At 72.4% G+C, this 17641-nt stretch carries 16 protein-coding genes; 4 read left to right on the forward strand and 12 right to left on the reverse strand.

The window, feature by feature from the left end:
• Window position 1: 1 nt before the first annotated feature.
• The 8 genes from S1361_RS08765 to S1361_RS08800 all read right to left on the reverse strand — a co-directional run bounded on the left by S1361_RS08765 (window position 2) and on the right by S1361_RS08800 (window position 10944).
• On the reverse strand, window positions 2-1210 hold the full coding sequence (locus S1361_RS08765) for an acetylornithine transaminase (RefSeq protein WP_208031276.1): 1209 nt from the start codon (window positions 1208-1210) through the stop codon (window positions 2-4).
• Window positions 1207-2112, reverse strand: a complete 906-nt coding sequence (gene argB, locus S1361_RS08770) for an acetylglutamate kinase (protein WP_208031277.1) — start codon at window positions 2110-2112, stop codon at window positions 1207-1209. Before argB ends, S1361_RS08765 begins: the two co-directional genes overlap by 4 nt.
• Entirely contained in the window at window positions 2109-3263 is a 1155-nt protein-coding gene (gene argJ, locus S1361_RS08775; RefSeq protein ID WP_208031278.1) for a bifunctional glutamate N-acetyltransferase/amino-acid acetyltransferase ArgJ, read from the reverse strand. Before argJ ends, argB begins: the two co-directional genes overlap by 4 nt.
• Entirely contained in the window at window positions 3260-4288 is a 1029-nt protein-coding gene (gene argC, locus S1361_RS08780) for an N-acetyl-gamma-glutamyl-phosphate reductase (protein WP_208031279.1), read from the reverse strand. Before argC ends, argJ begins: the two co-directional genes overlap by 4 nt.
• Window positions 4289-4333: 45 nt before the next feature.
• Window positions 4334-4702: a GtrA family protein gene (locus S1361_RS08785; RefSeq protein ID WP_208031280.1), complete on the reverse strand. Its 369-nt coding sequence runs from the start codon at window positions 4700-4702 to the stop codon at window positions 4334-4336.
• A complete protein-coding gene (locus tag S1361_RS08790; RefSeq protein WP_208031281.1) occupies window positions 4702-5652 on the reverse strand; it encodes a glycosyltransferase family 2 protein in 951 nt (316 codons plus the stop codon). Before S1361_RS08790 ends, S1361_RS08785 begins: the two co-directional genes overlap by 1 nt.
• A 23-nt stretch (window positions 5653-5675) precedes the next feature.
• Window positions 5676-8243: a YfhO family protein gene (locus S1361_RS08795; RefSeq protein WP_208031282.1), complete on the reverse strand. Its 2568-nt coding sequence runs from the start codon at window positions 8241-8243 to the stop codon at window positions 5676-5678.
• 214 nt (window positions 8244-8457) lie between these two features.
• The gene (locus S1361_RS08800; RefSeq protein ID WP_208031283.1) at window positions 8458-10944 is read right to left on the reverse strand and encodes an alpha-L-arabinofuranosidase C-terminal domain-containing protein; all 2487 of its coding nucleotides are present in this window, start codon (window positions 10942-10944) and stop codon (window positions 8458-8460) included.
• Between the two features lie 124 nt (window positions 10945-11068).
• Here S1361_RS08800 and S1361_RS08805 point away from each other — a divergent pair, with 124 nt between their 5' ends.
• A complete protein-coding gene (locus S1361_RS08805) occupies window positions 11069-11539 on the forward strand; it encodes a DUF6314 family protein (protein ID WP_208031284.1) in 471 nt (156 codons plus the stop codon).
• Here S1361_RS08805 and S1361_RS08810 read toward each other — a convergent pair.
• The 3 genes from S1361_RS08810 to S1361_RS08820 form a co-directional block, all read right to left on the reverse strand.
• Entirely contained in the window at window positions 11521-12114 is a 594-nt protein-coding gene (locus tag S1361_RS08810) for a histidine phosphatase family protein (protein ID WP_208031285.1), read from the reverse strand. The genes S1361_RS08805 and S1361_RS08810 overlap by 19 nt on opposite strands.
• A 73-nt stretch (window positions 12115-12187) precedes the next feature.
• On the reverse strand, window positions 12188-12628 hold the full coding sequence (locus S1361_RS08815; RefSeq protein WP_208031286.1) for a GNAT family N-acetyltransferase: 441 nt from the start codon (window positions 12626-12628) through the stop codon (window positions 12188-12190).
• An 11-nt stretch (window positions 12629-12639) separates the two neighbouring features.
• Window positions 12640-14106: an aminotransferase-like domain-containing protein gene (locus S1361_RS08820; RefSeq protein ID WP_208031287.1), complete on the reverse strand. Its 1467-nt coding sequence runs from the start codon at window positions 14104-14106 to the stop codon at window positions 12640-12642.
• Here S1361_RS08820 and S1361_RS08825 point away from each other — a divergent pair.
• Both S1361_RS08825 and S1361_RS08830 read left to right on the forward strand, forming a co-directional pair.
• A complete protein-coding gene (locus S1361_RS08825; protein WP_208031288.1) occupies window positions 14105-15016 on the forward strand; it encodes a DMT family transporter in 912 nt (303 codons plus the stop codon). The genes S1361_RS08820 and S1361_RS08825 overlap by 2 nt on opposite strands.
• Window positions 15017-15035: 19 nt before the next feature.
• Window positions 15036-15233, forward strand: coding sequence for a DUF1918 domain-containing protein (locus tag S1361_RS08830; RefSeq protein ID WP_208031289.1), 198 nt, complete (start codon window positions 15036-15038; stop codon window positions 15231-15233).
• Here S1361_RS08830 and S1361_RS08835 read toward each other — a convergent pair whose 3' ends face one another.
• Window positions 15234-16484: a glycoside hydrolase family 10-like protein gene (locus S1361_RS08835; protein ID WP_425087991.1), complete on the reverse strand. Its 1251-nt coding sequence runs from the start codon at window positions 16482-16484 to the stop codon at window positions 15234-15236.
• Between the two features lie 178 nt (window positions 16485-16662).
• Here S1361_RS08835 and S1361_RS08840 point away from each other — a divergent pair, with 178 nt between their 5' ends.
• Window positions 16663-17523: a 3-hydroxybutyryl-CoA dehydrogenase gene (locus S1361_RS08840; RefSeq protein ID WP_208031291.1), complete on the forward strand. Its 861-nt coding sequence runs from the start codon at window positions 16663-16665 to the stop codon at window positions 17521-17523.
• Window positions 17524-17641: the final 118 nt, after the last annotated feature.

Below are 17641 nucleotides of genomic sequence, written 5' to 3' on the forward strand. Positions count from 1 at the left end.
CTCATTCTCCGGATCGTCCGTCCCCATCCACAGGGCCCGCTGCGTCGAGGATGCCGGGCAGCGCCCGGAGCAGCGCACCCGCCTCGTCGTCGCGGAGATTGAGCGGCGGCATGAGCCGTACGACGTCGGGGGCGGGCGCGTTCACCAGGAACCCGGCCTCCTGGGCCGCCTGCTGCACCTGCGCTGCGCGCGGCCCGGTGAGCACGATACCCAGGAGGAGGCCCGCACCCCGGACATGATCGATCAACGGGTGGCCCAGTGCCTCGATTCCGTCGCGCAGCCGCTCGCTCTGCCGCTTGACGTTGTCCAGCAGATCCTCGTCGGCGATCGTGTCGAGCACGGCGAGTCCGGCGGCGCAGGCGACCGGGTTGCCGCCGAAGGTGGTGCCGTGGTGGCCGGGCCCGAGCAGTTCGGCGGCCCGGCCGAAGGCCACGGTCGCGCCGAGCGGCAGCCCGCCGCCGAGCTGCTTGGCGAGGGTGACGACGTCCGGCAGCACGCCCTCGTGGGCCTGGTACTCGAACCAGGTGCCGGTCCGGCCGATGCCGGTCTGCACCTCGTCCAGGACCAGCAGGGCGCCGGTGGCGGCGGTGATCGCGCGGGCCGCCTTGAGGTAGTCGGCCGGGGGTACGACCACGCCGTTCTCGCCCTGGATCGGCTCGATGACGACGAGGGCGGTCTCCTCCGTCACCGCGGCGGCCAGCGCCTGGGCGTCGCCGTAGGGGACGTGGGTGACGTCGCCGGGCAGCGGCAGGAAGGGGTCCCGCTTGCCGGGCTGGCCGGTGAGCGCAAGGGCGCCCATCGTACGGCCGTGGAAGCCGCCGTCGGTGGCCACCATGTGGGTGCGTCCGGTGAGCCGGCCGATCTTGAACGCGGCCTCGTTGGCCTCGGCCCCGGAGTTGCAGAAGAAGATCCGGCCCTCCCGGCCGAAGAGCTGGAACAGCCGTTCGGCGAGGGCGACGGTGGGCTCGGCCAGGAAGAGGTTGGAGATGTGGCCGAGGGAGGCGATCTGGCCGCTCACGGCCTCGACGACCGCGGGGTGGGCGTGGCCGAGGGCGTTGGTGGCGATGCCGCCGACGAAGTCGAGGTACTCCTTGCCGTCGGCGTCCCACAGCCTGGTGCCCTCGCCGCGGACGAGGGGCAGGCGGGGGGTGCCGTAGTTGTTCATGAGCGCGCCCTGCCACCGCCGGGTCAGCTCCTGGTTGCCCGTCACTGTGCGTCCCCCTCAAGCTCGTCGGGCACGACCATGGTGCCGATGCCCTCGTCGGTGAAGATCTCCAGCAGGATCGAGTGCTGGACCCGGCCGTCGATGACGCGGGCGGTCGTCACGCCGTTGCGCACGGCGTGCAGGCAGCCCTCCATCTTCGGCACCATGCCGGAGCTGAGATCCGGCAGCAGCTTCTCCAGTTGCGCAGCGGTGAGACGGCTGATCACCTCGTCGGAGTTCGGCCAGTCCTCGTAGAGGCCCTCGACGTCGGTGAGGACCATGAGGGTCTCGGCGCCCAGTGCCGCAGCGAGTGCCGCAGCCGCCGTATCAGCATTGATGTTGTAGACATGTCCGTCGTCCTGGGAGCGGGCGATCGAGGAGACGACCGGGATGCGGCCGTCGGCCAGCAGTGCCTCGATCGCGCCGGTGTCGAGTGCGGTGATCTCGCCGACCCGCCCGATGTCGACCAGCTCGCCGTCGATCTCGGGGGTGTGCCGGGTGGCGGTGATGGTGTGCGCGTCCTCGCCGGTGAGGCCGACGGCGAGCGGGCCGTGCTGGTTGAGCAGGCCGACCAGTTCGCGCTGCACCTGCCCGGCGAGCACCATCCGTACGACGTCCATGGCGTCCTCGGTGGTGACGCGCAGGCCCGCCTTGAACTCGCTGACGATGCCGTGTTTGTCGAGGGCGGCGCTGATCTGCGGGCCGCCGCCGTGCACGACGACCGGCTTGAGGCCGGCGTGCCGCAGGAAGACGACGTCCTGGGCGAAGGCGGCCTTCAGGTCCTCGTCCACCATGGCGTTGCCGCCGAACTTGATGACGACGATCTTGCCGTTGTGCCGGGTGAGCCAGGGCAGCGCCTCGATGAGGATCTGGGCTTTCGGCAGGGCCGTGTGCTTGCGAGTGCTCATGAGGAGTAGGCGCTGTTCTCGTGGACGTAGTCGGCGGTCAGGTCGTTGGTCCAGATGGTCGCGGTCTCGGTGCCCGCCGCGAGGTCGGCGACGATGTGGACCTCGCGGTAGCGCATGTCGACCAGTTCCCGGTCCTCACCGACGGAACCGTTCCTGCACACCCAGACGCCGTTGATGGCGACGTTCAGCCGGTCCGGCTCGAAGGCGGCCCCGGTGGTGCCGATCGCGGAGAGCACCCGGCCCCAGTTGGGGTCCTCGCCGTGGATGGCGCACTTCAGGAGGTTGTTGCGGGCGATGGAGCGGCCCACCTCGACGGCGTCCTCCTCGCTCGCCGCGTTGATCACCTCGACCTTGATGTCCTTGCTGGCGCCCTCGGCGTCGCCGATGAGCTGCCGGCCGAGGTCGTCGCAGACCTGCCGTACGGCCTCGGCGAACTCGTCGTACCCGGGGGTGACGCCGGAGGCGCCGGAGGCGAGCAGCAGGACGGTGTCGTTGGTGGACATGCAGCCGTCGGAGTCCACGCGGTCGAAGGTGACCCTGGTGGCCGCGCGCAGGGCCTTGTCCAGCTCCTCGTTGCCGAGGTCGGCGTCGGTGGTGAGGACGACGAGCATGGTGGCGAGGCCCGGGGCGAGCATGCCGGCGCCCTTGGCCATGCCGCCGACGGTCCAGCCGCCCTCGCCGCGGACGACGGACGTCTTGTGGACGGTGTCGGTGGTCTTGATGGCGATGGCGGCCTTCTCGCCGCCGTGCTCGGAGAGCTGGGCGGCGGCCTTCTCGATCCCCGGGAGCAGCTTGTCCATGGGCAGCAGCACGCCGATCAGCCCGGTCGAGCAGACGGCGACCTCGATGGCCCCGCGGCCGAGCACCTCGGCGGCCTTCTCGGCGGTGGCGTGGGTGTCCTGGAAGCCCTTGGGGCCGGTGCAGGCGTTGGCGCCGCCCGAGTTCAGGACGACCGCCGAGACCTGGCCGCTCTTGAGGACCTGCTCCGACCACAGCACCGGCGCGGCCTTCACACGGTTGGAGGTGAAGACGCCCGCGGCGGCACGGCGGGGCCCGTCGTTGACCACGAGGGCCAGGTCGGGGTTGCCGTTCTCCTTGATCCCGGCGGCGATGCCCGCCGCCGTGAATCCCTTGGCTGCCGTGACGCTCACGGTGCGACTCCGATCGTGGAAAGACCCGTGGTCTCGTCGAGACCGAGGGCGATGTTCATGCTCTGGACGGCACCGCCCGCGGTGCCCTTGGTCAGGTTGTCGATGGCGCTGATCGCGATGATGCGGCCCACCGACCCGTCGTACGCGACCTGCACCTGAACGGCGTTGGAACCCTGGACGGACGCCGTCGCGGGCCACTGGCCCTCGGGGAGCAGGCGGACGAACGGCTCGTCGGCGTAGGCCTTGTCGTAGGCGGCGCGGACCGAGTCCGCCGTCACCCCGGCGACGGCCTTGGCGCTGCACGTGGCGAGGATGCCGCGGGGCATCGGCGCGAGGGTCGGGGTGAAGGAGACCGCGATCCGCTCCCCCGCCACCCCGCTCAGGTTCTGGATCATCTCGGGGGTGTGCCGGTGGCCGCCGCCGACGCCGTACGGCGACATGGACCCCATGACCTCGCTGCCGAGCAGGTGCGGCTTGGGTGCCTTGCCCGCGCCGGAGGTGCCGGAGGCGGCGACGATCACGGCCTCGGGCTCGGCGAGGTGGGCCGCGTAGGCCGGGTACAGGGCGAGGGAGACGGCGGTCGGGTAGCAACCGGGCACCGCGATGCGCTTGGACCCCTCCAGCGCGGCACGGGCGCCCGGCAGTTCCGGGAGGCCGTAGGGCCAGGTGCCGGCGTGCGGGGAGCCGTAGAAGGTCTCCCAGTCGGCCGGGTCCTTCAGCCGGAAGTCGGCGCCCATGTCGATCACGAGGACGCCGGGGCCGAGCTGCTCGGCGACGGCGGCGGACTGCCCGTGCGGCAGTGCGAGGAAGACGACGTCGTGCCCGGCGAGCGCCTCAGGCGTGGTCTCGGCCAGCACCCGGTCGGCCAGCGGCAGCAGGTGCGGCTGGAGCGCGCCGAGCCGCTGTCCGGCATTGGAGTTGCCGGTCAGGGCACCGATCTCGACCTCGGGGTGCGCGAGGAGCAGGCGCAGGACCTCTCCGCCCGCGTATCCGCTCGCTCCGGCCACCGCCGCACGTACTGCCATGTCCACCCTCCTCTGGATGGCATGACTATACGTATCGCTGCACGTTTATGCAATCGGCTTGGGGAGCATCACCCAGCGGGAGACGAGGAAGGTGACCGGGACGGCCAGGGCCGCGGCGAGCAGCGGGGCGAAGCGGCTGCCGGCGTGCAGGACGTCGACGATCAGGTACACCCCGGCCGTGGTGATCAGGAAGTTGGTGAGGTTCGTCAGCGGGAACAGCAGGAATTTCCGCCAGGTGGGCCGTATCCGGTAGGTGAAGCGCGCGTTCAGGAAAAAGGAGCCGATCATGCTGAGCGCGAATGCCAGGACGTGCGCCGCCAGATAAGGAAGGGCGGCCAGGAACAAGAGGTAGAGGCAGTAGTAGGTCGCCGTGTTGACGACACCCACCGCCGCGAAGGTCAGAATCTGCCGCATCAGGGAATGAGGTCTTTCGTCCGTTCCACATTGGTCGCCTTCACCAGGAAGTGCGGGCGCCCCTTCACCTCGTAGTAGATGCGGCCGGTGTACTCCCCGATGACTCCCAGCATGACCATCTGGACGCCCGAAAGGGCGGTCACGGCGGTGATGATGGTCACATAGCCGGGGGTCTGGACGCCGTTGACGAGCGCGGCGCCCACGATCCAGGCGGTGTAGAGGCCCGCGCACAGCAGCAGGCCCACGCCGAGCCAGAGCGCGGCGCGCAGCGGACGGTTGTTGAAGGACAGCAGGCCGTCGAGGCCGTAGTTGAGCAGGCCGCGCAGGTTCCAGGAGCTGCGGCCGGCCTCGCGCGCGGCGTTCTGGTACTCGAAGGTGGTGCTCGGGAAGCCCACCCAGGCGAACAGGCCCTTGGAGAAGCGGTTGTACTCGGTGAGGGCGAGCACCGCGTCCACCACCCGGCGCGACAGCAGCCGGAAGTCCCCGACCCCGTCGACGAGTTCGACGTCGACCAGGCGGTTGACGAGCCGGTAGTACAGGCGGGCGGTGAGGGTCCGGGTGAGCCGGTCGCCGGTGCGGGTGCGCTTGGCGATGACCTGGTCGTGGCCCTGTTCGCGCAGCGCGACCATGCGCTTGATCAGCTCCGGCGGGTGCTGGAGGTCGGCGTCCATGACGATCACCGAGTCGCCCGAGGCGTGCCGCAGGCCGGCGAGCAGGGCCGCCTCCTTGCCGAAGTTGCGGCTGAAGGAGACGTAGCGCACCCGGGAGTCCAGGTCGGCCAGGTCCTCCAGGACGGCGAGCGTACGGTCCCGGCTGCCGTCGTCCACGTACACGAACTCCATGTCGTGGCCGAGGGGCAGCAGTTCCTCGGCGACCTTCTGGACCTCCTCGTGGAAGCGGGCCAGGACGTCTTCCTCGTTGTAGCAGGGCGCGACGATCGATATCAGCATTGCGGGATCCCCCCTGGGCGCGGTCAGAGAGCGGTGGTCAGCCGCTCGCGCGGTGACGTGGTCGTGGGCGGCGCCGGGGCGCGCCGGCGGCGGACGGTGCTGACGGCGGTGAGCAGGGCGAGGGTGAGCAGCGAGGCGACCCCGACGGCCGTGCCCAGCCGCAGGCCGGGTGGGTGGAAGGTGCAGGTCAGGCTGGTGGCGGTGCCGTCGAGGGGCACGGCGATCAGGCCGTGGAAGTCACCGGCGGGACGCTCGGGGCCGTCCCCGGTGGCGCACCGCCAGCCGGCGATCCGGGGTGCCGCGACGACCGCGATGCCCTTGCTGCCGGCGGGCAGCCGGGCCCGCAGGGTGCCGTCGGAGACGGTCACGCGGGTGGCGCCGGTCGCCTTCAGCGCGGCGGCTGCGGTGTCCAGCCGGGCGGTGTCCAGGCAGCCGACGGCGCCGGGCGGGATGCGGCCGGGCCGGTCCGGGGCCAGCTCGATGCGCAGCCGCCCGGAGGCGGGGGCCGGGCCGAGCGGCTGCAGCGCGGCGCGGTTGCGCGGGAACACGAACCTGAACCGGGCCGATGCGGCGGCGCCGGCCAGCCGTGCGGTGCCGGAGAAGTGCGGGGCCCACAGGTGGACCCGGGTGCCGGCCGGGCACCGGGCGGTGATCGTCGGCCGGGCCAGGGCGCTTCCGGTGCCGACGCGGCGGCCGGGGACCGGGCGCCCGCCGTCGTCGTGCACGGTGAAGCGGGGCACGGTGTAGACGCGGCTGCCCAGCAGCAGTTCCTGGTTGCGGTACGGCGACGGCCCGAACGGTGTTCTGCCGGGTGCGGCCCGGACGGTGACCAGGGGCGGTACCTCCCGCCGGGTGACGGTGACCGGTCCGCCGCCCGGGGGCACGTGCTTCTGGTGCGGGTCGGGCGGGGAGTGCACCCGGGCGCCGACCGAGAAGACGACGTCCGTGACGGCGTTGTCCAGGCTCTGCACGCTCCGGCCGCGCGAGGTCCAGCCGTCGCCCAGCGCGGTGAGGGTGCGACTGAGCACGCCCGAGGTCAGGCTGCTGTAGTACTGGGCGCCCTCGCCGCCCACCAGCAGCGGGTCGTTGCCGACGGTCTGCTCGCGGCCGGGGTCGGTGCGGTACCGGGGCCAGCCGTCGGCCCCGGCGATCGCCGCCGCCTGCGTCTCCTGCCGCCGGCCCCAGGGCGCGTAGTCGTCCATGTGCGCGAGGCGCATCCGGGTGGCCACGGCGGAGGTGGCGGCGCCCTCGCCGGCCTGCACGGCGAGCAGGAGGACGACGGCCAGTCCGGCGAGCCGGGTGCGCTGCCCACCGGCGCGGGCCAGCAGGACGAGCCCCGCGAGGGCGCCCGCGAGGGCGGGCAGCAGCACCGGCCAGGTGTACCAGCCGACCAGCGTGCTGCGGCCGGCGGCGACGACGATCAGCGCCAGCAGCACGGTCGCGGCGCCCAGCGCCCGCCGGCCGGGGACGCCGTACGCCAGGGCGTGCCAGGCGGCGATCACCAGCAGGCCGCACAGCACGAACGCCTGCCGGTAGGCGCTGCCCTGCGGGGTGGCGAAGGCGTGCCAGACCAGATGGGTGGGGCCCCACTGGAGGGAGAGGGCCACCGCGAGCACCAGCGCCGTCCAGCCGGTGCGGACCGGGACCGGGACCGCCCGGTGGAAGGGCAGCGCAAGGGCGAGGAGCAGGGCGGTGAGGCCGACGTAGAGGGCCGGGGAGCCGAAGCCGTAGGTCGCGGGCAGCAGCCGGGCTGCGACGTCCTCGGCGGGCACCGGGGTGAACTGCCGCACCCGGCCGGGGTAGGCGTGCCGGGTGCCGAAGTAGACGACGGTGACCAGCGGGGCGGCGAGGCCCACGCCGAGGACGGTGGTGAGGGCGGCGCGGCCGGCGGTGGCGAGCGCCTGCCGGCGCGGTGGGCGGGCGAGCAGCAGGCGCAGCAGCAGGACCAGGGCGGCGCCGAGGGTGGCCATGTAGGCGGTGTAGAAGTTGGCGGTCCAGACGAGGGCGACGATCAGGACCCCGGTCAGGCGGCGCCGGCGTCCGGCGAGCGCCCACTCTCCGACCAGGCACAGCAGCGGCAGGGTGATCAGGCCGTCGAGCCACATGGGGTTGTAGGAGGCGTCGGCCGTGCTCCAGCCGCACAGCGCGTACGAGGCGCCGAGCAGGCCCGCCGCCCACCAGCGTCCGGGGCGCAGCGTGAGCAGCAGCCAGGCCATGGCCGCTGCGGCGGTGGCGGTCTTCAGGAGGGTGACGGCGTAGACGGCGAGGTCGATCTCGTCGCGCGGGAAGAGGGCGACGAGCAGGGCGTAGGGGCTGCCGAGGTAGGTGCCGAGGTCGGGCAGGAAGGAAGCGCCGTAGCCCGACTGCCAGTTGACGAGGAGGCCGCCGTGGGCCCTGCCGTGCAGCAGGTCCCACAGGTGGGCGTGGAAGGGCACGTACTGGTTGCCGAGGTCGTTGACGCTGCGGGTGCGGGGGCCGAAGGGATGGCTGCGCGCCAGCACGTCACCGGCGCAGAAGGCGGTGATCGTGACGGCCGCGGCGAGCAGGGCGGCGGCCCGCCGCGGCGCATGGGGCGAGGTCGAGCGGTCCATGTGTCGGGAGGCCCCCAGCGAATTCATTTCGTCTGTTTCGCCGACTTAGACGGGGCTTCTTTCCGCATGGTTGTGTGCTCACCAAAAAGTGGGGCGAGTTCCTCCGAATACGGGGAACATCGCATGAATTCCCGGATGCCCGGGAAAACAGCGGCTTTCCGAGAGGTGTTTTTTAGGTGAATCCCCTGACCGGCCGCACAGCCCGCGGCCGCGGCTACTTCTGCTTGATCCGCAGGAACGTGACGGAGTTCGCCGGGAAGGTGTACGTGAACTTCCGCGCGACTTGGGTCAGGGTGGACGTCCGCGGGGCGACGGCCGTGGACGTCTCGGTGTTGACCGCGTCCGGCGCGGCGGCGAGCGTGGTCGCCTCGGCCCTGGACGCGACCCGGGCAGCGCCGAGGTCGATGGCCGTACGGGCGGCGGCGGACCGGGCGTTGACGACCTTGACGATGAGCTCGCCGGTCTTCGCGTCGCGGGTGACGACCTGGCGGAACGGCTCGGCCGGCTTGTCGTCGGTGAAGCTGCCCCACTCCTTGCCGTCGAGGGAGAGGGTGACCTGGCGGCCCCGCACCTTGATGTCGATGTCGTAGGCGCGGCCCGTGTCGATCGACCCGGCCTTGGAGATCAGCGTCGACTTGCCGCCGTCCACGGCCTGCTCGACCGCCGACCGGGTGTTGTTCCAGCCGCCCAGGTTCCACCAGTAGTAGCTGCCGGTGTCCTTGACCCCGAAGGCGACGAGGAAGCCTTCCCTGCCGGACGTCTTGGTGGCCTTCACGTGCAGGTCGTAGTCGTGCCAGTGGACGTCACCGGCCTGGACCATGGTGTTCTCGGCGGTGTCGTCCGTCTGGACGTACCGGCCGCCCTGGACGGTCCAGCTGCCGGTGCCGGTGTGGGTCCACTGCGAGGCGTCACCGGAGAAGTCGTCGCTCAGCAGGGTCCTGCCGTCGGCGGCGGTGACCGACACGTCGTCGTAGGCGGCGCCGGTGTTCCAGGTGGACAGGCCGACGGCGCCGGTGACGGGCCCGTTCAGGCCCGGGGTGCCGGTGGCCGTGCTGGGCACGACGCGGTCGCCCACGTTGGTCATGAACAGCTTCTGGACCTCGTAGTCGGCCGAGCCCCAGGAGGCGTGGTTGTTGAACCACACCATGTCCGGGCTCCACTGCACGTAGTCCTCGTTGGCGAACAGCGGGGCGTACGAGGCGAGCTTGACGACGTCCGCGTTGCGCTCCAGGCCGGTCATGTACGCCGCCTCGGCGAGGCCGTTCCTGAAGGCGTTGCCCTGGGAGGCGTACTCGCCGAGGAAGACCTTCGGGCCGGAGCGGTCGTAGGAGTCGTAGCGGTCGTTGTTCTGCAGGAACCACCGCGGGCTGTTGTAGTAGTGCTCGTCGACCATGTCGACCTTGGCGGCCCGGTTGAGCTTCCAGGCCGTGTCGAAGACGGGACCGGCGTCGTCGGGGCCGGAGTTGGAGATCACCTGCACGTACGGGTACTTCGCCTGGACGGCCGCGCGGAACTGCCGGAAGCGGGCGAAGAACTCGTTCGGCAGGTTCTCCTCGTTGCCGACCTCGATGTGGGTGAGGTGGAAGGGCTCGGGGTGGCCCATCGCGGCCCGCTTCCTGCCCCACTCGCTCGTCACCGGTCCGTTGGCGAACTCGACGAGGTCGAGGGTGTCCTGGATGTGCCGCTCCAGCAGGGCGTCGTCGGCGACGGCCGTGTCCTGGCCGCAGCCGGTGACGAGGGCCGGCACGACGGGCAGCGGCATGGCGCCGACGTCCTCGGCGAAGCGGAAGTACTCGTAGTAGCCGAGGCCGTAGCTCTGGTTGTAGCCCCAGAAGTCGGCGTTCGTGGCGCGGGTCTCGACCGGGCCTACGGTGTCCTTCCACTGGTAGGAGCGCTTGCGCTGCCAGCCGGAGGCCTCGCTGTAGTCCTGCATGGAGCCCGTGTTGACCAGGCAGCCTCCGGGGAAGCGGACGAAGCCCGGGTGCAGGGCGGCGACCTTCTCGGCGAGGTCCTTGCGCAGGCCGTTGGGCTCGTGCCGGTAGGTGTCGCGCGGGAAGAGGGACACCATGTCCAGGCTGGTAGCGGCGTCGGCGGCCACGGTGAGCCGGCCGGTGGTGCTGGTGCGGCCGGCCGCGAAGGACGCCTCGTACCGGGCCCAGCCGTCCTTCTTCACGGCGATCCGCCGGGCGGTCGCGAGCGGGCCGCCGGAGTCCTGGAGGGTCACGGTGAGGCTGCTGCCGGCGTCGCCGCGGGCCCAGACCGAGAAGTCGTAGGTCTTGCCGTCCTGGACCGCGATGCCGGTGTTGTAGCCGGCGTTGGTCACGGAGGAACCGGCGCCCAGAGAGAGGTAGTCGCGGTTGCGGCCGTTGAGCCGGCCGGAGTCGTTCACGACCTGCGCGGTGCCGGAGACCGTCCACGCGGTCAGCGGGGTGTACGACCTGTTGTCGTCGGTGGAGTACTCGAAGGACCGGTTCTGGACGAGTTCGGCGTACAGGCCGCCGTCGGCGGCGCGGTTGATGTCCTCGAAGAAGACGCCGTACATCGTCTTGTCGATCTTCGGCCCGGTGGCGGTGGGGTCGACGGTGATCGAGTAGTCGGTGACGTCCTCGGCGTGGGCGGGGGCGGGGGCGGGGAGGACGGCCGTGGCGAGCAGGACGGCGCTCGTTCCCAGGCCGAGTCTTAAGCGGGTGGTGCGCGACATGGATACTCCGCGGGCTCTTGGCGTTCGAAATATCAGACATTGGTCAGCACTTCGAACGGCAAGATAGGGAAGGGGTATGGACACGTCAATGGGGCGGACGCGGTCGCCCCCGTAAGCTCGCCTCATGGATGTGCTGACGCCGCACGGCGAAACGCGCGGGTTCTGGCCGGTGCCCGACGTCCTGGCCCATCTGGCCGGACGCTGGCGTGTCGAGCGCACCGTGCGGGATCTGGCGAGCGGCGCCGAGGGCCGTTTCACCGGGACCACCGTCTTCAGCCCGCTGGACGGTGGCGGGCTGCTGCACGAGGAGTCCGGCACCTTCACCTGGGACGGGACGGCCCGGCCGGCCACCCGGACGCTGCGGTTCCTGCCGGGGCCCACGCCGGGCCGGGCGGACGTGCGGTTCGCCGACGGCCGGCCCTTCCACGAGCTGGACCTGACCACCGGGCGGTACGTCGCCGGCCACCCCTGCGCGGCCGACTTCTACCGGGGCGAGTTCACCGTCCAAGACGCCGACCACTGGCGCACGGTGTGGCGGGTCGGCGGCCCGGCGAAGGACCTCGTCCTGACCACCGACTACGTGCGCGAGCGCTGAGCCGGGATCCCGTCGAAGCGGAGGTTCCAGCGGCCCGAGCGGCCGGAGACCGTGGTCGTGGACAGCGGACGGACGTCGATGTTCCAGTAGCTCGACGGCGGCGCCTTCAGGGCGTAGACCAGGGCCGCCCGGATCACGGACGGCTCGGCCACGGCGACGATCCGGCCGGCGTCGTCCACCGGCCGGGTGTCCAGCCAGCCGCCGACCCGGGAGATGAACGCCAGCAGGGACTCGCCGCCGTGCGGGGTGGCACGCGGGTCGGCGAGCCAGGAGTCCACCGCCTCCGGCTCCCGGGCCATCGCCTCCCCCAGCGTCAGCCCGCGCCAGCGGCCCATGTCGCAGTCCCGCAGCGCGAGCTGGACCAGCGGGGCGTACCCCAGCGCGTCGCCGGTGGCCCGGCTGCGCGGGGTCGGCGAGCAGTAGCGCAGCTCGGCCGCCGCCAGCGGCAGCAGGTCCCCGGCGACGCGCTGCACCTCGTCCCATCCGGCCTGGTCCAGCGGCCGGTCGTCCTCGAAGCGCTCCGCGAGCAGCGGGGCACCGCGCGCGGCGGCGACGAACGTCACCCTCAGTGGCATGCGGTGATGGTGAGCCGCCGGGAGGTGCAGGTCAAGGGCCGTTACAGCGGAGTTACCAGAGGTATGCGCATGTTTACCCGAAGGGGGTGTGCACCATCCACTGGTCGGGCCGGTCCAGCGGCCGGAAGCCGATCTTCGCGTACACCCCGTGCGCGTCGTGCGTGGCGAGCAGGACGCGGCGCACCCCGAAGGGCTTGAGGTGGTCGCGGATGCGGCCGACGAACGCCGTGCCGATGCCCTTGCCGCGCACCGACGGGTCGACGTACACGTCCGCGAGCCAGGCGAAGAGTGCCTGGTCCGTGACCGCGCGCGCGTACGCCACCTGCTCGCCCGAGGCCGTGTCGTACACCCCGAAGTTCAGCGAGTGCGCCATCGCCCGCTCGTGCTGTTCGCGCGGGCGGTCGATCGCCCAGTACGCGTCGGACGACAGCCAGCCGTGCACGCGGCCGACGTCGACGCGGGCGGTGTCGGCGGAGAACTCGTAACCGTCGGGGAGAACCGGTGTATCGCTCATGCGGTGGATCATCACAGGGCCGGCCGCGGCCGGGCGAGCGGATTTCCGACGACCTCGTCGCACGCCGCCCGCAGCCGCCGGACGCCTTCCGCGATCTCCCCGGTGCCGGCCACCGCCGCGAAGCTCAGGCGGAGGTGGGCGGCGGGCGGTTCGGCGCTGAAGTAGGGGCGGCCGGGGGTGAGGGCGACGCCCGCGCGCAGGGCCGCCGCGGTCAGCGCGCCCTCGTCCGTGCCCTCGGGCAGCCGCAGCCACAGGTGGTACCCGCCGGACGGGATGTGCGGCAGCACGAGTTCGGGCAGCTGCCGGGCGAGCGCGCCCGTCATCGCGTCGCGGCGGGTCTTCAGCTCGGCCGAGAGCGCCCGCAGGTGGCGGGGCCAGGCCGGGGAGCCGACGAGTTCCAGGGCGGCCTCCTGGAGCGGCCGGGGGACGAAGAAGCTGTCCACGACCTGGATGGCGCGCAGCCTTTCCAGCACCGGCCCGTGCGCGGCCAGCGCGCTCACCCGGAAGCTGGGCGAGGTCGCCTTGGTCAGCGAGCCGACGTGGACGACGACGCCGTCCGGGTCGTCGGCGGCCAGCGGGCGGGGCAGCGGGCCGGCGTCGGCGTGCACCAGCCGGCGGACGAAGTCGTCCTCGACCACGAACGCGCCGGCCTCGCGGGCGATACGCAGCACCTCGGCGCGCCGGGCGGGCGCCAGCACGGCACCGGTGGGGTTCTGGAACAGCGGCTGGCAGACGAAGACCCGGGCGCCGGTGGCGTGGAAGGCGTCGGCGAGCAGACCGGGCCGTACCCCGTCGGGGTCCACGGGCACCGGGACGGGCCGCAGACCGGCCGCGCGGGCGAGGGCCAGCATGCCCGGGTAGGTGGGCGACTCCACGAGCACGGGCGCGCCGGGCGGGGCGAGCGCGCGCAGGGCGGTGGCCAGCGCGGCCTGGCCGCCCGCCGCGATCAGCACCTCGGCGGCGGTGACGGCGCCGCCGATGCCGCGGGCGAACCACTCCCGCAGTTCCGGCAGCCCTTCGAGCGGCGGTCTCCCCCAGGCGCCGGGCCGTCGCCCGGCCCGGGCCAGCGCCGCCGCCATGGCCCGCTCCGGCTGGAGCGAGGGGTGCAGATAGCCGCCGTTGAACTCCAGCACCCCGGGCGGCGGCGCGGCCAGCGAGACCGTGACACCGGAGGCGTCCACCGTGCGCGGCACGAGGTCGGGGGTGCCGTCGGCGCTCAGCGCGACCTCCTGCCAGGAGGTGTCCCCGGCGGGGGGCTCCGGGCTGTGCGGCCGGGCCCGGAAGGCGCCGGCGCCCGGCCGGGTGACCACCAGACCCTCGGCGGCGAGCTGGGCGAGCGCCCGGGAGACGGTCACCGGGCTGACCCGGAACCGCTCGACCAGCGCCCGGCTCGACGGGAGCTTTCCACCCGGAGAGTAGCGGTCGAGCTCGCCACGGAGCCGTTCTGCCAGTTCACCGACGCTGCTACGCTGTTGCATGAGAACACAGAGTAGCGCTACTACTGCGAGCCCGATAGCAGTCACCGCTCCCCGGGAGCCGCGGGCACTCGGCACCGCCCAGGCCGCCCTCGGCGTGGTCGCCTTCTCGCTGACCTTCCCCTCGACCGCCTGGGGGCTGGAGAGCTTCGGCCCCTGGTCGCTCGTGGCGGTGCGCGGCGTGCTCGCCGCCCTGGTCGCCGGCGGCTGCCTGCTCGCCCTGCGGGTGCCGCTTCCGGCGCCGCGCCGTCTCGCCGGCCTCGCCGTGGTCGCCGCCGGAGTGGTGCTGGGCTTCCCGCTGCTGACCACGCTCGCCCTGCAGACCTCCACCACCGCCCACGCGGCCGTCGTGGTGGGGCTGCTGCCGCTGACCACGGCCGTGTTCTCGGCGCTGCGCACGGGTGCCCGGCCCTCCCGCCGGTTCTGGCTGGCGGCCGTGGCGGGCGCGGTGGCCGTGCTCGCCTTCACCGTCGGCCAGAGCGGCGGCGCGCTCACCGCGGCCGACGGCTTTCTGTTCGGGGCGCTGCTGGTGTGCGCGGCCGGGTACACCGAGGGCGGCCGGCTGGCCCGGGTCATGCCGGGCTGGCAGGTCATCGGCTGGGCGCTGGTGCTGTGTCTGCCGCTGACCGTGCCGGCCGCGGTGCTGGCGCTGTCGTACGAGCCGGTGCACCCGAGCGTCCACGGGGTGACGGGCCTGGTGTGGGTGGCGGTCGGTTCGACGTTCTTCGGGCTGCTGGTCTGGTACCGGGGGATGGCGGCCATCGGCATCCCCCGGGCCAGCCAGTTGCAGTTGGCCCAGCCCCTGCTCACACTGGTGTGGTCGGCGCTGCTGCTGGGCGAGCACTTCACGGTGGCCGCTCCCCTGACCGCCGTGGCCGTGCTCGTGTGCATCGCCGTCACCCAGCGGTCGTGAGCGTGAGGAGGGCCGGTAGATGCGCGCATCCAAGGGCGACAAGCTTGTCCAGCACGGCAGGGTGGTGGGCCAGCACGACCAGGTCACCGAAGTCGTCGAGGTGATGGGTGAGAACGGCAACCCGCCCTATCGCGTCCGCTTCGACGACGGCCACGAGGCGATCATGTCCCCCGGCCCCGACTGCCAGGTCAAGCACCGGGACAAGCAACAGCAGTAGTCACCACGGTGGTGTCGCCGGCCCCCGGTAGTGGTCGGCGACCACCCGGGCCATCGCCCCGATCCGATCGTCCGCCAGGTCCTTGGCGGCGAAGAACACATGCCCGCGCACCTGCGGGTACCGGGCGGCGAGGGTCAGGTGGCGGGACAGCTCGACCGGGTCCTGCCAGGCCGCGGGCTGCCCGGCGGCACCCGCCCGGTACAGCGCCTCCCCGATGTACAGCAGGGTCTTCGTGCCCTGGGCGACCTCCGCCCACCACGCCACGAGGCGGGCGTAGTCGGCGGCGGAGTAGCCGATGTGCCAGTAGAGCTGCGGGACGATGTAGTCGATCCAGTGGTTGCGGACCCACGCGCGGGTGTCCGCGTGCAGGTCGTCGTACGTCTGGACGCCCGCCTGCGTGTCGGAGCCGCGCGCGTCGGTCGACGCGTTGCGCCACACGCCGAAGGGGCTGATCCCGAACCGGGTGCCGGGCCGGACCCGCCGGATGCCGGCGGCCGTCTCGCGCACCAGCCGGTCGATGTTGTCGCGCCGCCAGGCGGCCCGGCTCGTGAAGGCGCCGCCGTGGCGGTCGTACGCCTCGTCGTCGTCGAAGGTCTGGCCGGCGACCGGGTAGGGATAGAAGTAGTCGTCGAAGTGGACGGCGTCGACCGGGTAGCGGGCGACCGCGTCGAGCATCGCCTGCTGCACGAAGGCGCGGACCTCGGGCAGACCGGGGTTGTAGTACAGCCGGCCACCGTAGGGCACCACCCAGTCGGGGTGCTCGCGCGCCGGGTGCGAGGCGGCCAGCCGGCCGGGGTCGGTGTGGTTGGCGATCCGGTACGGGTTGCACCAGGCGTGCAGTTCCAGGCCCCGGGCGTGGGCCTCGGCGACGGCGGTGCCGAGCGGGTCCCAGCCGGGATGGCGGCCCTGGGTGCCGGTGAGGTACTCGGACCAGGGCTCGTACGGCGACGGCCACAGCGCGTCCGCGGTGGGCCGCACCTGGAGGATCACCGTGTTGAGCCGGTTGCGGACCGCCCGGTCGAGGTGGGCGATCAGTTCCTTGCGCTGGGCGCTCGCCGTGAGGCCGGGACGCGAGGGCCAGTCCCGGTTGACGACGGTCGCGATCCACACGCCCCGCAGCTCGGCGGTCCCGCTCCGCCCCGCGCCGGCCGCGGCGCCCGGGGCCGGGACGGCCGCGTCCTCGGCCGGGGTGGCGACCGGGGCGGTGGCCAGCGTGGACAGCGCGGCCAGTGCGAAGGCCCGCCGCGACATACGCCCCATCGGCGCCCCTCTCACGCTTCGGATCCGCTCGGTCACGGATGGTTTCGCCGTTCAGGATGCCCCCACCCGGACGATCGATCATCGATACTTGGCGGTAACGTGCACGATCGGAGCAGGCGCCGAACCCGGAGGTCTGCCAGCGAGCCGGAACTTCAGCGAAGGGAACGATGTGACCGACATCGAGCGCGTCGGGGTCGTGGGCTGCGGCCAGATGGGCGCGGGCATCGCCGAGGTGTGCGCCCGCGCGGGACTGGACGTGAAGGTCGCCGAGACCACCGGCGAGGCCCTGGAGATCGGCCGTACCCGGCTGTTCAACTCCCTGTCCAAGGCCGCCGAGCGCGGAAAGATCAGCGAGGCGGAGCGGGACGACGCGCAGGCCCGGCTGAGCTTCACCACCGACCTCGGCGAGTTCGCCGACCGGGACCTGGTGATCGAGGCCGTCGTGGAGAACGAGCAGGTGAAGACCGAGATCTTCCAGGTGCTCGACCAGGTGGTGACCCGGCCGGACGCGATCCTGGCCTCCAACACCTCCTCGATCCCGCTGGTGAAGCTGGCGGTCGCCACCGCCCGCCCGGACCACGTGGTCGGCATCCACTTCTTCAACCCGGCCCCGGTGCAGCACCTGGTCGAGCTGATCCCGGCGCTGACCACCTCCGAGGGCACCCTCGGCCGCGCCCAGGTCTTCGCCGAGAAGGTGCTCGGCAAGCACGCCATCCGCGCCCAGGACCGCTCCGGTTTCGTGGTGAACGCGCTGCTCGTTCCCTACCTGCTCTCCGCGATCCGGATGTTCGAGTCGGGCATCGCGAGCCGCGAGGACATCGACAACGGCATGGAGATGGGCTGCGCCCACCCGATGGGCCCGCTGAAGCTGTCCGACCTGATCGGCCTGGACACCATCGTCTCCATCGCCAACAGCATGTACGCCGAGTACAAGGAGCCGCTGTACGCCGCTCCCCCGCTGCTCCAGCGCATGGTCGAGGCGGGCCGGCTCGGCCGGAAGACCGGCTCGGGTTTCTACACCTACGGCTGATTACGAAGAGCGACGCCCCGCGGGCCCGGCACCGGACTTCGGTGCCGGGCCCTTCCGTTTCACACACCGTGTGAGCGCCGGGCACGCATATGCCCGTCACACACGCTCCCCACGCGCC

This window comes from Streptomyces cyanogenus (assembly GCF_017526105.1).
In the GTDB taxonomy this organism is placed as follows: domain Bacteria; phylum Actinomycetota; class Actinomycetes; order Streptomycetales; family Streptomycetaceae; genus Streptomyces; species Streptomyces cyanogenus.

What these genes read in the sequence shown, in the direction of transcription:
- S1361_RS08835 (WP_425087991.1), bottom strand. Translation starts at nt 16,484, where the DNA reads ATGTCGCGGCGGGCCTTCGCACTGGCCGCGCTGTCCACGCTGGCCACC.
- S1361_RS08790 (WP_208031281.1), bottom strand. Translation starts at nt 5,652, where the DNA reads ATGCTGATATCGATCGTCGCGCCCTGCTACAACGAGGAAGACGTCCTG.
- argC (WP_208031279.1), bottom strand. Translation starts at nt 4,288, where the DNA reads ATGGCAGTACGTGCGGCGGTGGCCGGAGCGAGCGGATACGCGGGCGGA.
- argB (WP_208031277.1), bottom strand. Translation starts at nt 2,112, where the DNA reads ATGAGCACTCGCAAGCACACGGCCCTGCCGAAAGCCCAGATCCTCATC.
- S1361_RS08830 (WP_208031289.1), top strand. Translation starts at nt 15,036, where the DNA reads ATGCGCGCATCCAAGGGCGACAAGCTTGTCCAGCACGGCAGGGTGGTG.
- S1361_RS08785 (WP_208031280.1), bottom strand. Translation starts at nt 4,702, where the DNA reads ATGCGGCAGATTCTGACCTTCGCGGCGGTGGGTGTCGTCAACACGGCG.
- S1361_RS08815 (WP_208031286.1), bottom strand. Translation starts at nt 12,628, where the DNA reads ATGAGCGATACACCGGTTCTCCCCGACGGTTACGAGTTCTCCGCCGAC.
- S1361_RS08805 (WP_208031284.1), top strand. Translation starts at nt 11,069, where the DNA reads ATGGATGTGCTGACGCCGCACGGCGAAACGCGCGGGTTCTGGCCGGTG.
- S1361_RS08810 (WP_208031285.1), bottom strand. Translation starts at nt 12,114, where the DNA reads ATGCCACTGAGGGTGACGTTCGTCGCCGCCGCGCGCGGTGCCCCGCTG.
- S1361_RS08825 (WP_208031288.1), top strand. Translation starts at nt 14,105, where the DNA reads ATGAGAACACAGAGTAGCGCTACTACTGCGAGCCCGATAGCAGTCACC.
- S1361_RS08820 (WP_208031287.1), bottom strand. Translation starts at nt 14,106, where the DNA reads ATGCAACAGCGTAGCAGCGTCGGTGAACTGGCAGAACGGCTCCGTGGC.
- S1361_RS08800 (WP_208031283.1), bottom strand. Translation starts at nt 10,944, where the DNA reads ATGTCGCGCACCACCCGCTTAAGACTCGGCCTGGGAACGAGCGCCGTC.
- S1361_RS08795 (WP_208031282.1), bottom strand. Translation starts at nt 8,243, where the DNA reads ATGGACCGCTCGACCTCGCCCCATGCGCCGCGGCGGGCCGCCGCCCTG.